General features: G+C 50.2%; 13 protein-coding genes. All 13 read left to right on the forward strand.

Going from position 1 to position 17,731, the window contains the following annotated elements; all coding sequences use genetic code 11:
- Window positions 1–227: 227 nt before the first annotated feature.
- The 13 genes from QVO97_RS11410 to QVO97_RS11470 all read left to right on the forward strand — a co-directional run bounded on the left by QVO97_RS11410 (window position 228) and on the right by QVO97_RS11470 (window position 17,688).
- On the forward strand, window positions 228–1,646 hold the full coding sequence (locus tag QVO97_RS11410; RefSeq protein WP_022360444.1) for a Na+/H+ antiporter NhaC family protein: 1,419 nt from the start codon (window positions 228–230) through the stop codon (window positions 1,644–1,646).
- Window positions 1,647–1,814: 168 nt separating this feature from the next.
- Complete coding sequence (locus QVO97_RS11415) at window positions 1,815–3,155, forward strand: lanthionine synthetase LanC family protein (RefSeq protein ID WP_288189725.1); 1,341 nt, start codon at window positions 1,815–1,817, stop codon at window positions 3,153–3,155.
- Between the two features lie 231 nt (window positions 3,156–3,386).
- A complete protein-coding gene (locus QVO97_RS11420) occupies window positions 3,387–4,388 on the forward strand; it encodes a hypothetical protein (protein ID WP_022360446.1) in 1,002 nt (333 codons plus the stop codon).
- 408 nt (window positions 4,389–4,796) lie between these two features.
- Window positions 4,797–6,149: an ArsB/NhaD family transporter gene (locus QVO97_RS11425; protein WP_022360448.1), complete on the forward strand. Its 1,353-nt coding sequence runs from the start codon at window positions 4,797–4,799 to the stop codon at window positions 6,147–6,149.
- 12 nt (window positions 6,150–6,161) lie between these two features.
- On the forward strand, window positions 6,162–6,776 hold the full coding sequence (locus tag QVO97_RS11430) for a cytidylate kinase-like family protein (RefSeq protein WP_022360449.1): 615 nt from the start codon (window positions 6,162–6,164) through the stop codon (window positions 6,774–6,776).
- A 348-nt stretch (window positions 6,777–7,124) separates the two neighbouring features.
- The gene (locus tag QVO97_RS11435) at window positions 7,125–7,991 is read left to right on the forward strand and encodes a patatin-like phospholipase family protein (protein ID WP_022360450.1); all 867 of its coding nucleotides are present in this window, start codon (window positions 7,125–7,127) and stop codon (window positions 7,989–7,991) included.
- Between the two features lie 176 nt (window positions 7,992–8,167).
- Complete coding sequence (plsX, locus tag QVO97_RS11440; RefSeq protein WP_022360451.1) at window positions 8,168–9,157, forward strand: phosphate acyltransferase PlsX; 990 nt, start codon at window positions 8,168–8,170, stop codon at window positions 9,155–9,157.
- A gap of 101 nt (window positions 9,158–9,258) precedes the next feature.
- Complete coding sequence (gene acpP / locus QVO97_RS11445; RefSeq protein WP_022360452.1) at window positions 9,259–9,489, forward strand: acyl carrier protein; 231 nt, start codon at window positions 9,259–9,261, stop codon at window positions 9,487–9,489.
- 185 nt (window positions 9,490–9,674) lie between these two features.
- Window positions 9,675–10,367 (forward strand): ribonuclease III, encoded by a 693-nt coding sequence (gene rnc, locus QVO97_RS11450; protein WP_270497351.1) that lies wholly within the window; start codon window positions 9,675–9,677, stop codon window positions 10,365–10,367.
- Between the two features lie 2 nt (window positions 10,368–10,369).
- On the forward strand, window positions 10,370–13,951 hold the full coding sequence (gene smc / locus QVO97_RS11455) for a chromosome segregation protein SMC (protein WP_022360454.1): 3,582 nt from the start codon (window positions 10,370–10,372) through the stop codon (window positions 13,949–13,951).
- A gap of 40 nt (window positions 13,952–13,991) precedes the next feature.
- A complete protein-coding gene (gene ftsY, locus QVO97_RS11460) occupies window positions 13,992–14,942 on the forward strand; it encodes a signal recognition particle-docking protein FtsY (RefSeq protein ID WP_022360455.1) in 951 nt (316 codons plus the stop codon).
- 166 nt (window positions 14,943–15,108) lie between these two features.
- A complete protein-coding gene (gene ilvA / locus QVO97_RS11465) occupies window positions 15,109–16,386 on the forward strand; it encodes a threonine ammonia-lyase (RefSeq protein WP_022360456.1) in 1,278 nt (425 codons plus the stop codon).
- A gap of 48 nt (window positions 16,387–16,434) precedes the next feature.
- Window positions 16,435–17,688, forward strand: a complete 1,254-nt coding sequence (locus QVO97_RS11470; RefSeq protein ID WP_022360457.1) for a chloride channel protein — start codon at window positions 16,435–16,437, stop codon at window positions 17,686–17,688.
- Window positions 17,689–17,731: the final 43 nt, after the last annotated feature.

Raw genomic sequence — 17,731 nt, forward strand, 5'->3', positions numbered from 1 at the left:
GCCAATATCCTACTTACATAATATGTATTAGGGATAAGGGCGCAAGAGCACTTTGATTGCTTTTGTAGTTGTAAAATATCTTTCATTTTCTTATTTAAATGCGTTGCAAGTTGTTTTTAGCGGAATGGTTTATTTTTTTATTATATAAACCCACTAAAACAGTCGGAAAGATGGATTTAATACATTACTCCCTCAAAGAAAATGAAATGAAAACAGACGGAGGAGTTATGACAAACGAGACGAAAAAGTATGCGGAAACGTATGGAGGAATGGCAGGAGCAGTTCTCCCGCTGATTATCATGATGGGAACGATGATCTTCATGGTTGCCTTTGGAATGCGTTCTACCAAAAATTTCTGGTCGGCTGGTTATTTTGCTGTTTTGGCTGGATTTCTTGTATATAAGGATAAGAAAGCATTTCAGAAAGCGCTGATCGACGGCGTGCGCGACAATATTTTTGCATTTATGATCGCCTGTTTCTTATTTGCGGGCGTGATGTCGAAGATTCTGACAGCGTCGCATCTGATCGAAGCGCTTTTATATGTAATGACAAAGATCAACATGTCACCGGCACTGATGCCGATCATCTGTTTCTTTATCTGTGTGGTGCTTTCCAGTGCAACCGGCAGTGCGGCGGGTGCGTTAAATACAGCCGGACCTCTTCTGATTCCGCTTTCCGTCGGAATGGGCTGTAATGTCAACCTGATCTGCGGTGCGATTCTGGCAGGCAGCTGTTTCGGTGATAACCTCGCACCGATCTCGGACACGACGATTGCATCCTCTCTGTCCCAGGAAGTCGATGTCATGAAGGTTGTCCGTTCCCGTTTTAAATATGCACTGATCGCAGGTGCCATTTCTGTGGTTGGCTATCTGGTATTTGGCTTTATGGATGCTGGAAATGGTGTTTCTGCTGAGATGGCGGCGGTTGACGCAACCTACGCTTCCAGCATCGTATTCCTGATTATCCCGGTTCTGGTGGTTGTGCTGATGCTGCGTGGCAGTGGACTCTTTACCTCTCTGTTAGTCAGTGAGATGGCTGGTTTTGTTTTACTCTTTGCATTTGGTTATCTGACACCGGCAGAGCTGGTTGCGAAAGACGGTCTGATTGCGAATGCGTTTGACGGTATGTTAAGTTCCATCATTTTTATCCTGTTTATCTTCGTTATGGTCAGCCTGATCAGCGAGGCAGGTGTGCTGGATGCGATTCTTGTATGGATGCGTAAATATGCGAAATCTGAGAAGTCGGCAGAAATTGCAGCCGGTGCGATGGTCAGCGTCATGGGTATCGTCATCAGCAGCGGTACTTCCGCCATTTCTTTCTGTGGCCCGATCATCCGCAAGCTGCTCCGCCCATTCAAGATTGACCGTGCCCGTGCGGCTAACTTCCTGGATGGTCTTGGATGTGGCGTCGGCTATCTGGTTCCGACAAACCCGGGGTGCCTGAACCTGGCGGCGATCGCGGTTGCCAGCGGCGTTGTGTCCGAGGGCTATAACGCGGTATCTTTTGTCGGTTACAACTTCCACAGCATGGCGCTGACGCTGGTTTTCTGGTTTGCAATTCTCTCTGGATGGGGAATGAAGCATGAGACAGACGAAGAGCTGGCGGCAGATGGAGTCGTGATTGAAGACGGCAATTCTGGGAAATAAAAAAGAATAGATTTTTGGCGTACATACATGACAGACGATAAAAAAGAATTTATAATAGAGTCTGTGTGAGAAAAAGAACAACTGTGCTATATCACCTGCATTGAAGCCTATTGTATATGGGAAAATCAGGTATATAGCATGCTTGCTATAGAAGAGAGGTTCAAATACGTGGGAACAGCAGAAAAATATTTAGATGCTGCGAGGGCAGCCATGAATTTTATCAACACAAGAAAGAGAACGGATGAGGAAGGTATCTACTGGACGCTTGCAGATGCGGCGGCGGGAAAGCCGAGCTATTATGACGAAATATGCATGTACGCAGGTGCTTCGGGCATTATCTGTTTTCTTCTGTCTCTGTATGAAGATACGCAGGATGCGGCATATCTGGATGAGGCGAAAGAAGCGGGCTGTTATCTGGAATACCGTTGGAGAAAGAGACGCGAACTGAAACGCAATTTCTCCCCGTATGCATTTTCAACCGGATGGGGCGGCGCCTCGTTTGCCTTGCTTCAGATGTATCTTGTAACGAAGGACGAACATTACCGCGCGCTGGTAGAGGAGATTCTCGACCAGGCGGTTCGGGATGCGATCCCGGTCAAAGAAGGCGAGGGCTATTACTGGTCCACATATCCGGGCATCGTCGGAACCGCGGGAACCATTCTCGTTATCTTAAATGCGGCTGAGAAATTGGGACGCGAGGACTGGAAGGAGTTTGCGGTCAAAGCAGGACGCTATTTCCTGACAAGAGGACGCGATATGGGAAATGGAATGATCTGCTACACGGGCGTCGATCCGACCTACTTTGGCGCAGGAAAAGATTATATCGACCCGAATTTCCCGATGGGAACCGGCGGAATCGGATTCCTGATGCTGAAGCTTTACGAAGTCAGCGGAAAGGAGGAATTTCTGGATGCGGTCAAGGGCGTGCCGGAGTATATGGACACGGTGGCAGTCAAGATGCGCGCTGGAAAATTGCTTCCGCATGCGCTCCCGGATCGTCCGGATCTCTTTTATCTGGGCTACTGCCACGGACCGGCAGGAACCAACCGTTTCTACTATGAGCTGTACAAATTCAGCGGCGATGCGAAATACCGCCATGAGATCGAGGAGCTTGTCAAAGGACTTGAGGCGACCGGTGCACCGGAGAAACGTTCGGCTGGATACTGGAATACGGAAAATATCTGCTGCGGAACCGCAGGTCTCTTAAATATGTACCTGGGACTCTGGGCGGCATTTGGCGAAGAGCATGATCTGGAGTATGCGAGACGCTGTGCAAAGGTGCTGATGGATACGGCAGTTTTCGAAGATGGTGTGGACGGCGGACAGGCAAGCTGGAAATTTGCGCTTGATCGCGTAGCACCGGAACGCCTGAGCACGCCAATTGGTTTCCTCGACGGTGCGGCAGGTATCGGTTCGGTTCTCCTTCAGATGGCGCGGGCAGAGCGCGGCGATTTCCATACGGTAAGAGCGGTGGATGATCCGTTCCCGGAGAGAAAGTTAGAGAAGTAAAATGGCTGTTCAGGCAGAGGGGCTGTTTGTGGGCGGTATATTTGAATGTGTTTGAAATAAAATGTGCTGTGAGATAGTTGCTGTTCACGTAGGCGTGTACAGTAACTGAGATACTATGTAGATGGCGGTGTTGTATGCAAAAAGGTGTACAATGCCGCTATTTTTTGTTAATATAGAGAAGAAAAAAAGAGGGATAATGTTTTATAAATATCACGTTAGGAGGTTTTACATATGAAAAAGGGAAAATATTTACTTTTGACCGTCACAGCCGCCGCGCTTCTGGCGGCGATCCCATTTCAGGCATTTGCGTCGAAGGATACGGAGGACCGCAGCCCGGTTGGCTCGATCGGCTTAAATGTTTCGTCCTCGATCCATGTCGGTGATGAGAGTTCAGATGTGGATGTTTCGCTCGATTTCGGTGACTGCGATATTTCCAATGTTGATGTGATCAACGAGCCGTCCGGTAAATGGGTGGACAAGGATAAGCCAAAGCTGGAGGTTACTCTGGAGGCGGACGATGATTATTATTTTAAATCCGGTTATGCGAAAAAGAATGTGACCCTGAGCGGTGACAGTGCGACGGTTACTTCCATCAAGCGCAAGGGCGATGAGGAACTCCGGGTCGTGATCACCCTGAAAGCTTTAAAAGGAACCTCCAGTGATTACAGCCTGGATGTTGATGAGGCAGAGTGGGATCAGATGGATGGCGTTGCAGAGTGGAACGGCAGTGAGGATGCGAAATACTATGAGCTGCGCGTTTACCGGGATGAGAAATTTTTAAGTACGGTAAAACCGGGAAAAGAAACGAAATACAATCTTGGACGTTATCTTACGCAGGCGGGAACCTACACGTTTGATGTGCGCGCGGTTTACAGCGATTCACGGCACGGCGAATGGCAGACATCGGATTCCTTCACAATCACGGCGGAGCAGGCGCAGGAAATTCAGAAGACGCTTGTATTCAAGGAAGCAGGCAGCGGTCCGGCAGCCGGTGCGTGGGAACAGGATGCGCTTGGATATAAGTACCGCAATTCCGATGGAAGCTATGTGACCAATAACTGGCAGCAGATCGGCGGTGTGTGGTATTTCTTCGATGAAAATGCATATTGCAAGACGAATACCTGGGTGTTCTGGAATGGAAAATGGTATTATCTGGATGTAAACGGCGCGATGTTAGTTAATACGACGACGCCGGACGGCAAGCAGGTCGGGGAAGATGGGGCGCTTCTGTAAAATTTTTAAGAAACAATTTTGATGAAAATCCGTCAGGGAAGATGGAGACAGAATTGTAAAATAGATGTGAGAAGAGGCAGATTGCACGGAATATGCGGTCTGTCTCTTTTACATTTAAAAACAGAGAAAAACAAAGAGAATATTTGCAAAGAGAACGATGGTAGAATGGAAACACATACATGAAAAGTGTGCTGAAGGACAAGCTGGCAGTTATTTCTGATGAAATAAAAAAATTAACAAAAAGAATACTTGCATATTGTGAAATAAGTAGTAAGATAGAGGTGGTATCTCATGACTGCCTATTTTTTAACAATCTAGGGGAAGGGGCGGTCTGAGAAGAGACTGCAAGGGGTTCTAAGCCAGTATGGAGGATGGCAAAAAAAGGACTGACAAAGGAGGGGCACAAAGATGGCAGCACAAATTTTGGCTGTGATTATTTTTATTGTAATGTTTGGACTTATCATCTGGGATCACATTGAGAGGCATATCGTATCGCTCGGATGCGGGCTTCTGACGCTGGTGCTGGTGTTTGGCGTCTGTATGCACAGTGAGGCGGCAGCGGCGGAGACACTGAGCCTGCACAGCTTCATGGTTCCGAACTTCTGGTTTCAGACCGAGGCGGCGGCAGAGTCCTCGAGCGGCATCAACTGGGCGACGATTCTTTTTATTGCCGGTATGATGCTGATGGTGGAGGGCATGGAGCGCGCGGGATTTTTCCGGTGGCTGTGCCTGACAATCGCCAAGGCGGTACATTATAAGACGATCCCGATTTTTATTTCATTTATGCTGATGTCGGCGTTTCTGGCGATGTTTATCGACAGTATTACCGTTATTCTTTTTTTGGCAGCGGTCACGGTAGAGCTGGCGCATCTTCTGCATTTTGATCCAATTCCGATGATCATTTCAGAGATCTTCTGTTCGAATCTGGGCGGCTCTGCGACGATGTGCGGCGATCCGCCGAATATCATCATCGGAACCTCGCTCGGATATTCATTTAAAGATTTTATTTTAAATACAGGTATGATGGCGGGTGTTTCGCTGATTTTTATCGTGCTGTTTTTCTATTTTTCCTTTAGGAAAGAATTAAGGGCGAGTGAAAAGCATGACGAAGCGGTTACATATCCATCCCCCCAGGAGGCGATCACGGATCGGAAACGGTTTGCGGTCAGCGTGGTGATCTTTGCGGCGGCGATCGTGATGCTGGTGACGCATGCACAGACGGGACTGACAGTTGCGACGATCGGCGTATTTATCGGTGCTTTTTCGCTGCTGGCATCCGGCGGTGAGGCGCTCAGCATGATTAAGAAGCTTGACTATAAGACGCTGTTATTCTTCATTGGTCTTTTTGTCGTGGTCGGCGGCATGGAGCAGACGGGCGTCCTAAATTCTTTAGCAGGGATCATTGACGCAGTCAGTGGAAATAATGTAAAATGGGTAGTAGCGATTGTGCTGTGGCTGTCGGCGCTTGCGAGTGCATTTGTGGACAATATCCCATTTGCGGCGACGATGATCCCGGTTATCCGGAGTCTGGCGCAGGCAGGCGGCATGGATCTCTCGGTTCTGGCGTGGGCGCTTTCGATGGGTACGGATATTGGCGGCTGCGGAACTCCGATCGGAGCCTCGGCAAACGTAGTTGGTATCTCAGTGGCAGCGAAAAACGGACATTTTATCGGCTGGGGGAAATATTGCCGGTATGCAGCTCCGGCGACGGTGCTGGTAATCCTGATTTCCATGGTTTGTATATATGCGAGATACTTTTAAGGGGGCTTTTATATGGAGGAGAGGAAAAACAGAGTGATCATCTCGGTCAGCAGACAGTTTGGCAGCGGCGGACACAAGATAGCGGAAGCGCTGGCAGAGCATTTTGAACTTCCGATTTATGATCATAGGATGCTGGACAGTATTGCCAAGGAAAAGGGTGTGGATCCGCGTGTGCTGGAAAAATACGACGAGAAGCCGCTAAACCGTTTTCTGGCGCGCAATGTCAGCGGATTTTCAAGCTCTCTGGAGAACAATCTGGCGCAGATGCAGTTCAGTTACCTGAAAGACAAGGCCGATTCGGGGGAATCGTTTGTGGTAGTTGGACGGTGTGCGGAGACGGTTTTAAAGGAATATGACGGACTGATCACGATCTTTGTGCTGGGCGATGAGGAAACACGGGTGAAGAGAATTGAGCAGCTGCGCGGACTTTCAGAGGACGAGGCGAAACGTCTGGTAAAGACGAAGGACTGGCGGCGGAAATCCTACCACAACTGTTACAGCCGCGGACGCTGGGGAGATTCCAGAAATTATGACCTTTCGATCAACAGCAGCCGGCTGGGAATTGAGGGAACGACGAAGATGCTGGAGGAGTATGTGCAGGCGCGGATGGACGCGATGCAGAAATAAAATAATAGAGATATCGAAGGAAAAGAGAAAGGGGAACGTGTGCATAGGCGGCGCACGTCCCCCTTTTCCTGCCGAGGTGTTATACGGTTACTGTTCCCAGGCAGGGAAACAGGCGTTACTGTTCACAGGTAGGCACTTTTGGAACCGAAAGTGCCGTAAGAAAACGTGGTGGCAGCAGGAATTTGCCGTATTTAAATGCGAAGCCATGGCAAATTCCGTTACTGGGCACGTATGCGTGAACAGTAACGTTATACTAAAAAATATGGAATTAGATAGAAAAATCGTATTTGCTATCTGTTCGATCTTGTTTTATAGTATATAAAATATTTAATAGGAGTTTGATGATATATGACAGAGTTAAAAGAAGAAAAAAAGACCGGTCTCGTTCTGGAGGGCGGCGGGATGCGCGGTATTTACACAGCGGGCGTCCTGGATGTGTTTTTGGATCATGATATTTCATTTGACGGCGTGATTGGCGTCTCGGCGGGGGCAGTGCATGGGGCTTCGTTTGTGTCGGGGCAGAAGGAGCGGAGCATCCGCTATTATAAAAAGTACTGCAATGACAAGCGTTTTATGAGCTTTAAAAACTGGCTGCGGACGGGAAATCTGGTGGACGAGCAGTTCTGCTTCCATGATATACCGGAACGGCTGGATCCGTATGATTACGAGGCATTTGACCGGGGAGATACACGGTTTTATGTGGCATGCAGCAATGTGGAGACAGGGAAAGCAGAGTATCTGGAGATCAAAGATATGTTCAAAGATGTCGAATATTTCCGTGCGACGGCATCCCTTCCGTATGTGTCCCATATGGTCGAGGTTGGTGGAATGAAGCTTCTGGACGGCGGCTGCACGGACAGCATTCCGTTGCGTGCGTTCGCTAAGATGGGCTATAAAAAATGCGTCGTTGTGCTGACCCGTCCAGCGGGCTACCGCAAGAAACCGGGCAATTTCTGGCTGCCGGAGGCGGCATATCACAAATATCCGGCGTTCGTGAGGGCGCTTCGCAGCCGCTATTATTTCTATAATAAGACGGTGGAATGGATCGATCGCCTCGAACAAGAGGGAAAAATTTTTGTTATCCGTCCGAGCGTGGCGCTTCCAATCGGCAGAACCGAACATAGTGTTGAAAAATTGCAGGAGACGTATGATATCGGCAGGAAGGATGCTGCCAATCAGATGCATGCAATGGAAAATTGGTTCAAATCTTATTGATTTATAGATTGATCTCTAGTATAGTAAAGATTGATGTAATGTGGCTGTGGACAATAAAAAGCGGGACAGCTGCAGCGTGACGATGAAAGAGCGATTCGTTCGGACCACATATGCCGCAGTGGCGGAAGACAGGTTTGGTATGTGTATCGCTATAAATGATAGAAGGAGAACACGCAATGGTTAAGATAGCAGTAGATGCCATGGGGGGCGACAACGCACCGGGTGAGATCGTGGCAGGTGCCGTGATGGCAGCCCAGTCGAGGGAAGATATTCAGATTTTCCTGATCGGCAAGGAAGAAGTCGTATCAGAAGAATTAAAAAAGCATACATATAAGAAAGAACAGATCGAGGTTGTCAATGCGACTGAGGTCATCGAGACGGAGGAACCGCCGGTCAATGCGATCCGCACGAAGAAAGATTCGTCCATCGTGGTCGGCATGAATATGGTCCGCAGGGGCGAGGCGGACGCGTTCTGTTCCGCAGGCAGCTCCGGCGCGATTCTGGTCGGCGGACAGGTGATCGTCGGCAGAATCAAGGGCGTTGAACGTCCGCCACTGGCTCCATTGATTCCGACAGAAAAGGGCGTGTCCCTGCTGATCGACTGCGGCGCCAATGTCGATGCAAGACCGTCCCATCTGGTACAGTTTGCAAAGATGGGCTCCATCTACATGGAACACGTGGTTGGCATCAAGAATCCGCGTGTGGCGATCGTCAACATCGGTGCGGAGGAAGAGAAGGGCAATGCGCTGGTGAAAGAGACATTCCCACTCTTAAAAGAATGTAAGGACATTAATTTCATCGGCAGCATCGAGGCACGCGAGATTCCGCACGGCGGCGCGGATGTCATTGTTTCCGAGGCATTTGTCGGAAATGTCATCCTGAAACTCTATGAAGGTGTTGGTGCAACCCTGATTTCCATGGTAAAACAGGGCATGATGACGAGTCTGCGCTCAAAGATCGGCGCATTGCTTGTAAAACCGGCGTTAAAGACGACGCTCAAAGCATTCGATGCGAGCCAGTACGGCGGCGCACCGCTTCTGGGACTCAAAGGGCTGGTTGTCAAGACGCACGGAAATTCCAAGCGCACCGAGGTGTGCAATTCGATTCTTCAGTGTGTGACCTTTAAAGAGCAGGCGATTAATGAAAAGATCAAGGAAAGTCTGTGAAACTTTCGTGAAATTATAAAATGTAGCGAAAAAACGATATGTTTTTAATCAATCTAAAATTCTAAATATTTTAAAATAAGTTCATAGAAAGGAAGAAAATTATGGAATTTGAAAAATTACAGAACATTATCGCGGAGGTACTGAATGTTGAAGCAGATGAAATTACGTTAAATACGACGTTTGTGGATGATCTGGGCGCTGATTCGCTGGATATTTTTCAGATTATCATGGGAATCGAGGAGGAGTTTGATATCGAAATCCCGACTGAGGAGGCAGAAAAGATTGTATCTGTGGGCGATGCAGTAGAGCAGATCAAGAACGCACTGAACTAATTCAATGTTTGTTAAAAAGTTATAGAGAAGTCTGTCAGGCAAAGGGGCTGGGCGGGCTGCCGAAGGGCAGGATCGCGACAGCTCCTTTCCAAAAAGAACGGATGTTTGACTCTGGCTCACAGACACAAATAGCAATGATTGCCGGAATCAGTCAGCAGCAGGACAGGCTGGAAAGAGAGAAATATATGGAGTATACATTAAATGAATTGGAAAAACGGATTGGCTATTCGTTTCAGGACAAGAAGCTTCTGGAACACGCGATGATACATAGTTCGTATGCCAATGAGCACCATCTTGGAAAACTGGGATGCAACGAGCGCCTTGAATTTTTAGGCGACGCGGTGCTGGAAGTGGTATCGAGTGATTTCCTGTTCCGCACGTTTCCGGAGATGCCAGAGGGCGATATGACAAAGACACGTGCGAGTCTGGTCTGCGAGCCGACGCTTGCATTCTGCGCACAGGAGATCGATCTGGGTGGATTTTTGCTGCTTGGAAAAGGCGAGGATGCGACCGGCGGACGGGGGCGCGATTCGGTGGTGTCGGATGCGATGGAGGCACTGATCGGTGCGATTTATCTGGACGGTGGTTTTGCTAATGCAAAAGAGTTTATTCATCGATTTATTCTCAATGATATGGAACACAAAAAGCTCTTTTATGATAGCAAGACTATCTTGCAGGAGATTGTGCAGGGACATACGGACGAGACACTTACATACGTTCTTCTGAAAGAAGAAGGACCGGATCACAACAAGAGCTTCGAAGTGTCCGCGATGCTGGACGGTCAGGAGATCGGGCGCGGCATCGGACGGACGAAAAAATCAGCGGAACAGCGTGCGGCGTACCGTGGGATCCTCACTATCAGAAAACCGCAGGAGTAGGTATGTATTTAAAGAGTATTGAAATACAGGGTTTTAAGTCATTTGCCAATAAAATTCTGTTTGAGTTCCACAACGGAATCACGGGCATCGTCGGGCCAAACGGCAGCGGCAAGAGCAATGTTGCCGATGCAGTGCGCTGGGTGCTCGGTGAGCAGAGAAGCAGGCAGCTGCGCGGAGGCACGATGCAGGACGTTATTTTTGCTGGTACGGAGCTTCGAAAACCGCAGGGATTTGCCTACGTGGCGATCACACTGGATAATGCCGATCACAAACTTCCGATTGAGTACGACGAAGTCACGGTTTCAAGACGTCTTTACCGTTCTGGTGAGAGTGAATATAAGATTAATGGAACGAGCTGCCGTCTAAAAGATATCAACGAGCTCTTTTATGATACGGGTATTGGTAAAGAGGGATATTCCATCATCGGACAGGGACAGATTGATCAGATTTTAAGCGGGCGGCCGGAGGAACGGCGCGAGCTGTTTGACGAGGCGGCTGGAATCGTGAAATTCAAGCGGCGCAAGGCGATCGCACAGAAGAAGCTGGAAGATGAAAAACAGAACCTGATCCGCGTGACGGATATTTTGTCCGAGCTGGAAAAACAGGTAGTACCGTTGGAACGGCAGTCGGAGGAGGCGAAGGAGTATCTGCGTCTGCGGGAAGAGCTGCGTTGCCTGGACGCCAACCTGTTTTTGGCAGAATCGGAGGAATTGAAGCGCCAGATCCGGGAAGTGGAGCAGAAGGAGATGATTCTGACCGGCGATCAGGAGAGTGTGCGGGCGGAATCGGAGACACTGAAATCGGAGTACGAATTGCTCGGAACCGAGCTGGATGCGCTGGATGCGACGATTGCCGCGGATCGTGAGGCGTGCAGCCGGGAAGACCTGGAACGCCAGGAGAAGACCGGACGGATCGGAGTTCTCAGAGAGCAGATCCGGACGGAGCAGATGAACGAAGAACATATCCGCAGCCGGATGGCGTCGATCGACGGCGAAATGCATCAGAAAGAGGAAGAACAGGCGGAATATGAGTCTGAAAAACAGGCACTAAATGCATCGGTGCAGACGATCGAAGCAAAACAGCAGGAAGCGGAGGCAGCAGTCCGTTCGATGGACGAGGCGGTCAGCCGGACGGAAACCTTGATCGAGACGGCAAAAGCCGAGATCATGGACGCTCTGAACCAGAAAGCGGAACTTGCCGCCCGCCGTCAGCGCTATGAGACGATGCTGGAGCAGGCGGATGTGCGCCGGGCGGAAGTGACGCAGAAGCTTTTGAAATTCAAGAGCGATGAGTCGGTTCAGGAAGAGCAGAAAAAAGAAGAAGAAGCCAAATTAGGGAAGGTGCGGGAATGTCTGGAAGCGTTTTCGGTGCAGGAAAAAGAGCTGCAGGAGCAGACGCGCACGGAGGAAGAACAGGAACGCCGCCTGAACCAGAAACTTTCGAGCCTTCAGCAGGATTACCACACGAACCGGACGAGGCTGGAATCAATGCGGAATCTGGCGGAGCGCTACGAGGGCTACGGCGGCAGTATCCGCCGCGTGATGGAAGTCAGGAACTGCGTTCCGGGTATTCATGGCGTTGTGGCGGATTTGATCAGCACGACGAAGAAATATGAGACGGCGATCGAGACGGCACTTGGCGGCAGCATCCAGAACATTGTGACGGATTCCGAGGAGACGGCGAAACGCCTGATTGATCATCTGAAAAAGAATCGGTATGGCCGTGCAACGTTTCTGCCGCTGACCAGCATGGAACGCCGCCAGAGTTTTGGACAGCCGGGGGCGCTGAAAGAAATGGGTGTTCTTGGACTGGCAAGCGAACTGGTCTCTGCGGATGAGAAATACAGCGGGCTGGTGTCCTATCTGCTGGGACGCGTGGTCGTGGTGGATCAGATCGATCATGCGATTGCGCTGGCAAAGAAATACCGCTATTCTCTCCGGATCGTGACGCTGGATGGCGAGCTTTTAAGCCCTGGCGGTTCGATGACCGGTGGTGCATTCAAGAACAGCAGCAATCTGCTGGGACGCCGCCGTGAGATCGAAGAACTGGAAGCTGCCTGCAAAAAGGTATTGGAACAGGTGGAAGCGGTACAGAAGGAGCTGGCAGAGACGGGGCGCAGGCTGACGGAAGCGAAGAGAACACTGGCATCCGTCCAGGAGAGGCGCCAGCAGATGCAGATCCAGCAGAATACGTTGGAACTGACGATCTGCCAGTTAGAGGCGAGACGGCAGGAGATTGCAGATTCTTCGCAGGATCTGTCTTCAGAAAATCAGGAACTTGAACTGCAGGTAGGCGATCTGCGCGGGGCGCTGCGGGAGCTGCAGACCGAAGAGACGAAGCTTGAAACGCTAAGCAATGAGAAGAACCAGTACGTGGAAGAGCAGCAGACAGGTCTTGAGACGGCGAAAAAGCAGCGTGGGGAAGCGGCGGCAGCCCTTTCGGAGATACAGCTTGGGCATTCCCAGGCGGAGCAGAAGGGTGCGTTTATCGAGGAAAATCTGCGCCGTGTATTGCAGGAGCAGGAACGTCTCCGGGCAGAGAAAGAGAAACTTTCCGGCGGTCACGCGGACAGCAGCGAGACGATCGCTGCCAGAGAGCGCGAGATTGCAGCGCTGGAAGCCGAGATACAGGCGTCCGGGGACAAGCGGACGCAGATGGAACTGGTAATCCAGAACAAGCAGCGTGAGAAGGAAGAAAAGGCGGGGCGGCAGAAAACTTTCTTTGATAAAAAGGAAGAGCTGAACGAACGTCTCCAGCTTTTAGACCGCGAGAACTTCCGTCTCCAGAATCAGAGAGAACGCCTGAATGAGCGCCTGGAGTCGCAGGTCGATTATATGTGGAGTGAGTATGAGCTTACGTATTCGCGCGCGGAAGAGCTGCGGAAGGAAGAGCTGACCTCGATTCCAGAAATGAAGCGGTCGATCAATGAGAAAAAGATGGAGATCCGCGCCCTTGGGAATGTCAATGTCAACGCGATCGAGGACTACAAGGAGATATCCGGCCGCTACGAATTTATGAAAAACCAGCATGAAGATCTGGTAGCGGCACAGGCGGCGCTGGAAAAAATTATCGAGGAGCTCGATGAAGGAATGCGGCGTCAGTTCCGGGAAAAATTTGGTGAGATTCGCCGCGAGTTTGATAAAGTATTTAAGGAATTATTTGGAGGCGGAACGGGTACGCTGGAGCTGTCGCAGGAAGAAGATATTCTGGAGGCAGGCATCCAGATTATTTCACAGCCGCCGGGCAAAAAACTGCAGAATATGATGCAGCTCTCCGGTGGGGAGAAAGCATTGACGGCGATCGCACTGCTTTTTGCAATTCAGAACTTAAAACCGTCGCCATTCTGCCTGCTTGATGAGATTGAGGCGGCACTCGACGATTCCAACGTAGACCGGTTTGCCGGGTACCTGCATAAGCTGACGCGCTACACGCAGTTTATCGTCATCACCCACCGAAGAGGCACGATGGTGTCGGCAGACCGCCTGTATGGTATCACGATGCAGGAAAAAGGTGTGTCCACGCTGGTATCGGTCAGCCTGATCGAGGCGCAGATGGAGCGGGAAGAGGAAAAAGCAGAATTATAATTGCAAAAAAGAGTTCAGAAATAGAAAAGGAGGCGCAGCCATGGGAGATAAGAAAAAGGGTTTTTTCGGCCGTCTGGTAGAAGGGCTGACGAAAACGAGAGATTCCATTGTAAGCGGAATTGATTCCGTATTCAGCGGTTTTTCCGCGATCGATGATGATTTCTATGAGGAGATCGAAGAGACGCTTATCATGGGCGATCTAGGTATCCAGACGACGATGGCGATCGTCGAGGATCTCCGGAAAAAGGTAAAAGAAAACCACATCAAGGATCCGGCAGAGTGCAAGGATCTTCTGATTGCCAGCATCAAGGAACAGATGGATCTGGGCGAAAATGCCTACGAATTTGAAAACCGCAAGTCGGTTGTGCTGGTGATCGGCGTCAACGGCGTCGGGAAGACGACCTCGGTCGGCAAGCTGGCGGGTCAGTTAAAGGATCAGGGCAAGAAGGTCATTCTGGCGGCGGCGGATACATTCCGTGCGGCAGCGATTGAGCAGCTGACGGAGTGGGCAGGACGCGCGGGCGTTGAGCTGATCGCCCAGCAGGAAGGTTCTGATCCGGCAGCTGTTATCTACGATGCGATCGCGGCGGCAAAATCAAGAAATGCCGATGTGCTGATCTGCGACACGGCAGGTCGTCTGCACAACAAGAAAAACCTGATGGAAGAGTTAAAGAAGATCAACCGGATCATCGACAAAGAATATCCGGACGCCTACCGTGAGACATTGGTTGTCCTTGACGGAACGACCGGTCAGAACGCGCTTGCACAGGCAAAACAGTTTATGGAGGTGGCGGATGTCACCGGCATCATCCTGACGAAGCTGGATGGCACGGCAAAGGGCGGTATCGCGGTTGCGATCCAGTCCGAGCTTGGTATTCCGGTTAAATACGTCGGAATCGGCGAAAAAATCGACGATTTACAGAAATTCGATGCGAATGATTTCGTCAATGCACTGTTTAAGAGAAATGAAGCATTGACAGAGAATGAATAAAGCTAAAAATAGCTGAGCATGCCACGGCTGAAACTGGTTTGGCGGAGAACAAATCTGCTTAAGCCGCAGATTCAGATAAACAGGACACACCCGGCAGACTGTCTGGTCAGAGAACCGGCAAAAGCAGGGCGCATTCTGAGAAATACGGATAAATGGAGGAAAGACAATGAGTGAGACAATAAAGGAAGAGACAGCGGAGGCAGTACAGGCTGAGCCGCAGGGACTGACGCTGGAGAAATTCGAAGAAGCAACGGAGGTTGTCAGCAAGGTTATTTCCGAGACAAAATTGGTTTACAGTGAATATTTTTCGAATTTGACCGGCAATAAAGTATATTTAAAACCGGAAAATATGCAGTATACAGGTGCTTACAAGGTAAGAGGTGCATTTTATAAGATCAGCACCCTGAGCGATGAGGAGAAACAGCGCGGTCTGATCACCGCATCGGCTGGAAACCATGCACAGGGCGTTGCATACGCGGCAAAACTGGCTGGCTGCAAGGCAACGGTTGTTATGCCGACGACCACGCCGCTCATGAAGGTAAACCGTACCAGAAGCTATGGCGCAGAGGTGGTTCTTCACGGCGATGTATTCGATGAGGCGCTGGCATATGCAAATGAGCTGGCAGCGGAGCACGGATATACCTTTATCCATCCGTTCAACGATCTGGACGTAGCCACCGGTCAGGGAACCATCGCGATGGAGATCATCAAAGAGCTTCCGACCGTTGATTATATTCTGGTTCCGATTGGCGGCGGCGGACTCTGTACCGGTGTTGCAACGCTGGCAAAACTGCTGAATCCGAAGATCAAAGTGATCGGTGTAGAACCGGCAGGCGCAAATTGTATGCAGGAATCCCTGAAAGAGGGAAAAGTAGTGACTCTCCCGAGCGTCAACACAATCGCGGATGGTACTGCAGTTAAACGCCCGGGCGATCTGCTGTTCCCGTACATCCAGATCAATGTGGATGATATCATCACCATCGAGGATTCCGAGCTGATCGTGGCATTCCTTGATATGGTAGAAAACCACAAGATGATCGTTGAGAACTCCGGTCTTCTGACTGTGGCTGCTCTGAAACACCTGAATGTGAAGAAGAAAAAAGTCGTATCCATCCTGAGCGGCGGCAACATGGACGTGATCACAATGGCATCCATCGTACAGCATGGTCTGATCCAGAGAGACCGTGTATTTACCGTATCGGTACTGCTGCCGGATAAGCCAGGCGAACTTGCAAAAGTCGCAACCCTGATGGCAGAAGAACAGGGCAATGTCATCAAATTGGAGCATAACCAGTTTGTCAGCATCAACCGCAACGCAGCAGTGGAGCTGCGAATCACCGTTGAGGCGTTTGGTACGGATCACAAGAATAAGATAGTGGAAGCGCTCAAGGAAGCAGGCTACCGTCCGAAGCTGGTAAAATCCAAAAATATCTATGATGTCTAAGGTGGAAATGAAAAGCAGTGTAGATAGAGCAGACAGGGGAGAATTGAAATGAAGCGGGAGAAGTATGAGCCGGTGTTAAAAAATATTTCCTATTTTATAAAATGGGCGGAAGGCGCGATTGTGATTGGAATTGTGAGCGGCTGCATCGGCACGGCATTTGGAAAATGCGTCCTATGGGTGTCGGCATTCTTTCAGAGCCACCCGTGGATGGTCTTTCTGCTGCCGCTCAGCGGTCTTCTGGTTCTGGGCGTTTACCATGCGCTGGGAGAGGATAATAACCGGGGCACAAATATGGTGATTGAATCGATCTATTCGAACACAGAGATCAGTTTTGCGACTGCCCCGGCAGTCTTTGCAGGAACGCTTCTGACGCATTTGGGCGGCGGTTCTGCCGGACGCGAGGGCGCGGCGCTGCAGATGGGAGGAAGCATCGGAACCCAGATCGGAAAATGGCTGAAATTTGATGAGAAAGATAAGAAGATTGCGGTCATGTGCGGCATGAGCGGTGTATTTGCCGCCTTGTTTGGCACACCGATGGCGGCGGCGATCTTTTCGATGGAGGTTATCAGCATCGGCGTTATGTACTATGCAGCGCTGGTTCCGTGTGTCTTTTCTGCCTTTACGGCGGCGGCGCTGGCGAGATTCTGGGGACTGATGCCGGAGCAGTTTGCGATTGGTGCGGTTCCGGCGTGGAGTATTGAAACAGCGATCGTGGCTGTCGGTCTGGCGGCTGGCTGCGCGCTGGTGTCGGAGCTTTTCTGCATCGCGCTTCACACAACGGAACATCTCTACAAAAAATATCTTCCCTCGCCGGTCTGGCGGATTTTATCCGGCGCGGCGATTGTGATTGTTTTGACGCTTCTGACCGGTTCGACCCGCTACAACGGAAGCGGCGTCTCCCTGATTGAAAAATGTTTCGAGGGCGAGGGACTTCCATGGGATTTCCTGATAAAAATTCTCTTTACGACGGTTACGCTGGAGGCGGGCTTCAAGGGAGGCGAGATCGTGCCGACCCTGACGATCGGCGCGGCGTTTGGCAGTTTCTTTGCATTTCTCTTTGGACAGCCGGTCGGTCTTATGACCGCCTGCGGTATGCTGGGACTCTTCGTGGGAGTCACAAACTGCCCGATCTCAACGCTTCTGCTGGGCTTTGAGCTTTTTGGCTATGAGGCGATGCCGTTTTTCGTGCTGGTGATTGCAGTCAGCTTTAGTTTCTCTGGTTATTACAGCCTGTATGCGAGTCAGAAATTTATCTACTCGAAGACGAGGACGGAGTTTATTAACCGGAAGACGAATAAATAGGTGGAAAATGATCACCATGTTTTTGACTTTTGAACATCATAAA

Origin of the sequence: Clostridium sp. CAG:43, assembly GCF_000434655.1 — a bacterium.
Classification (GTDB): Bacteria; Bacillota; Clostridia; order Lachnospirales; family Lachnospiraceae; genus Otoolea; species Otoolea fessa.

Excerpts from the sequence above, each read along its gene's own strand:
- QVO97_RS11410 (WP_022360444.1), top strand. The coding sequence starts at position 228 with ATGACAAACGAGACGAAAAAGTATGCGGAAACGTATGGAGGAATGGCA.
- QVO97_RS11420 (WP_022360446.1), top strand. The coding sequence starts at position 3,387 with ATGAAAAAGGGAAAATATTTACTTTTGACCGTCACAGCCGCCGCGCTT.
- QVO97_RS11425 (WP_022360448.1), top strand. The coding sequence starts at position 4,797 with ATGGCAGCACAAATTTTGGCTGTGATTATTTTTATTGTAATGTTTGGA.
- QVO97_RS11430 (WP_022360449.1), top strand. The coding sequence starts at position 6,162 with ATGGAGGAGAGGAAAAACAGAGTGATCATCTCGGTCAGCAGACAGTTT.
- QVO97_RS11435 (WP_022360450.1), top strand. The coding sequence starts at position 7,125 with ATGACAGAGTTAAAAGAAGAAAAAAAGACCGGTCTCGTTCTGGAGGGC.
- plsX (WP_022360451.1), top strand. The coding sequence starts at position 8,168 with ATGGTTAAGATAGCAGTAGATGCCATGGGGGGCGACAACGCACCGGGT.
- acpP (WP_022360452.1), top strand. The coding sequence starts at position 9,259 with ATGGAATTTGAAAAATTACAGAACATTATCGCGGAGGTACTGAATGTT.
- rnc (WP_270497351.1), top strand. The coding sequence starts at position 9,675 with ATGGAGTATACATTAAATGAATTGGAAAAACGGATTGGCTATTCGTTT.
- smc (WP_022360454.1), top strand. The coding sequence starts at position 10,370 with ATGTATTTAAAGAGTATTGAAATACAGGGTTTTAAGTCATTTGCCAAT.
- ftsY (WP_022360455.1), top strand. The coding sequence starts at position 13,992 with ATGGGAGATAAGAAAAAGGGTTTTTTCGGCCGTCTGGTAGAAGGGCTG.
- ilvA (WP_022360456.1), top strand. The coding sequence starts at position 15,109 with ATGAGTGAGACAATAAAGGAAGAGACAGCGGAGGCAGTACAGGCTGAG.
- QVO97_RS11470 (WP_022360457.1), top strand. The coding sequence starts at position 16,435 with ATGAAGCGGGAGAAGTATGAGCCGGTGTTAAAAAATATTTCCTATTTT.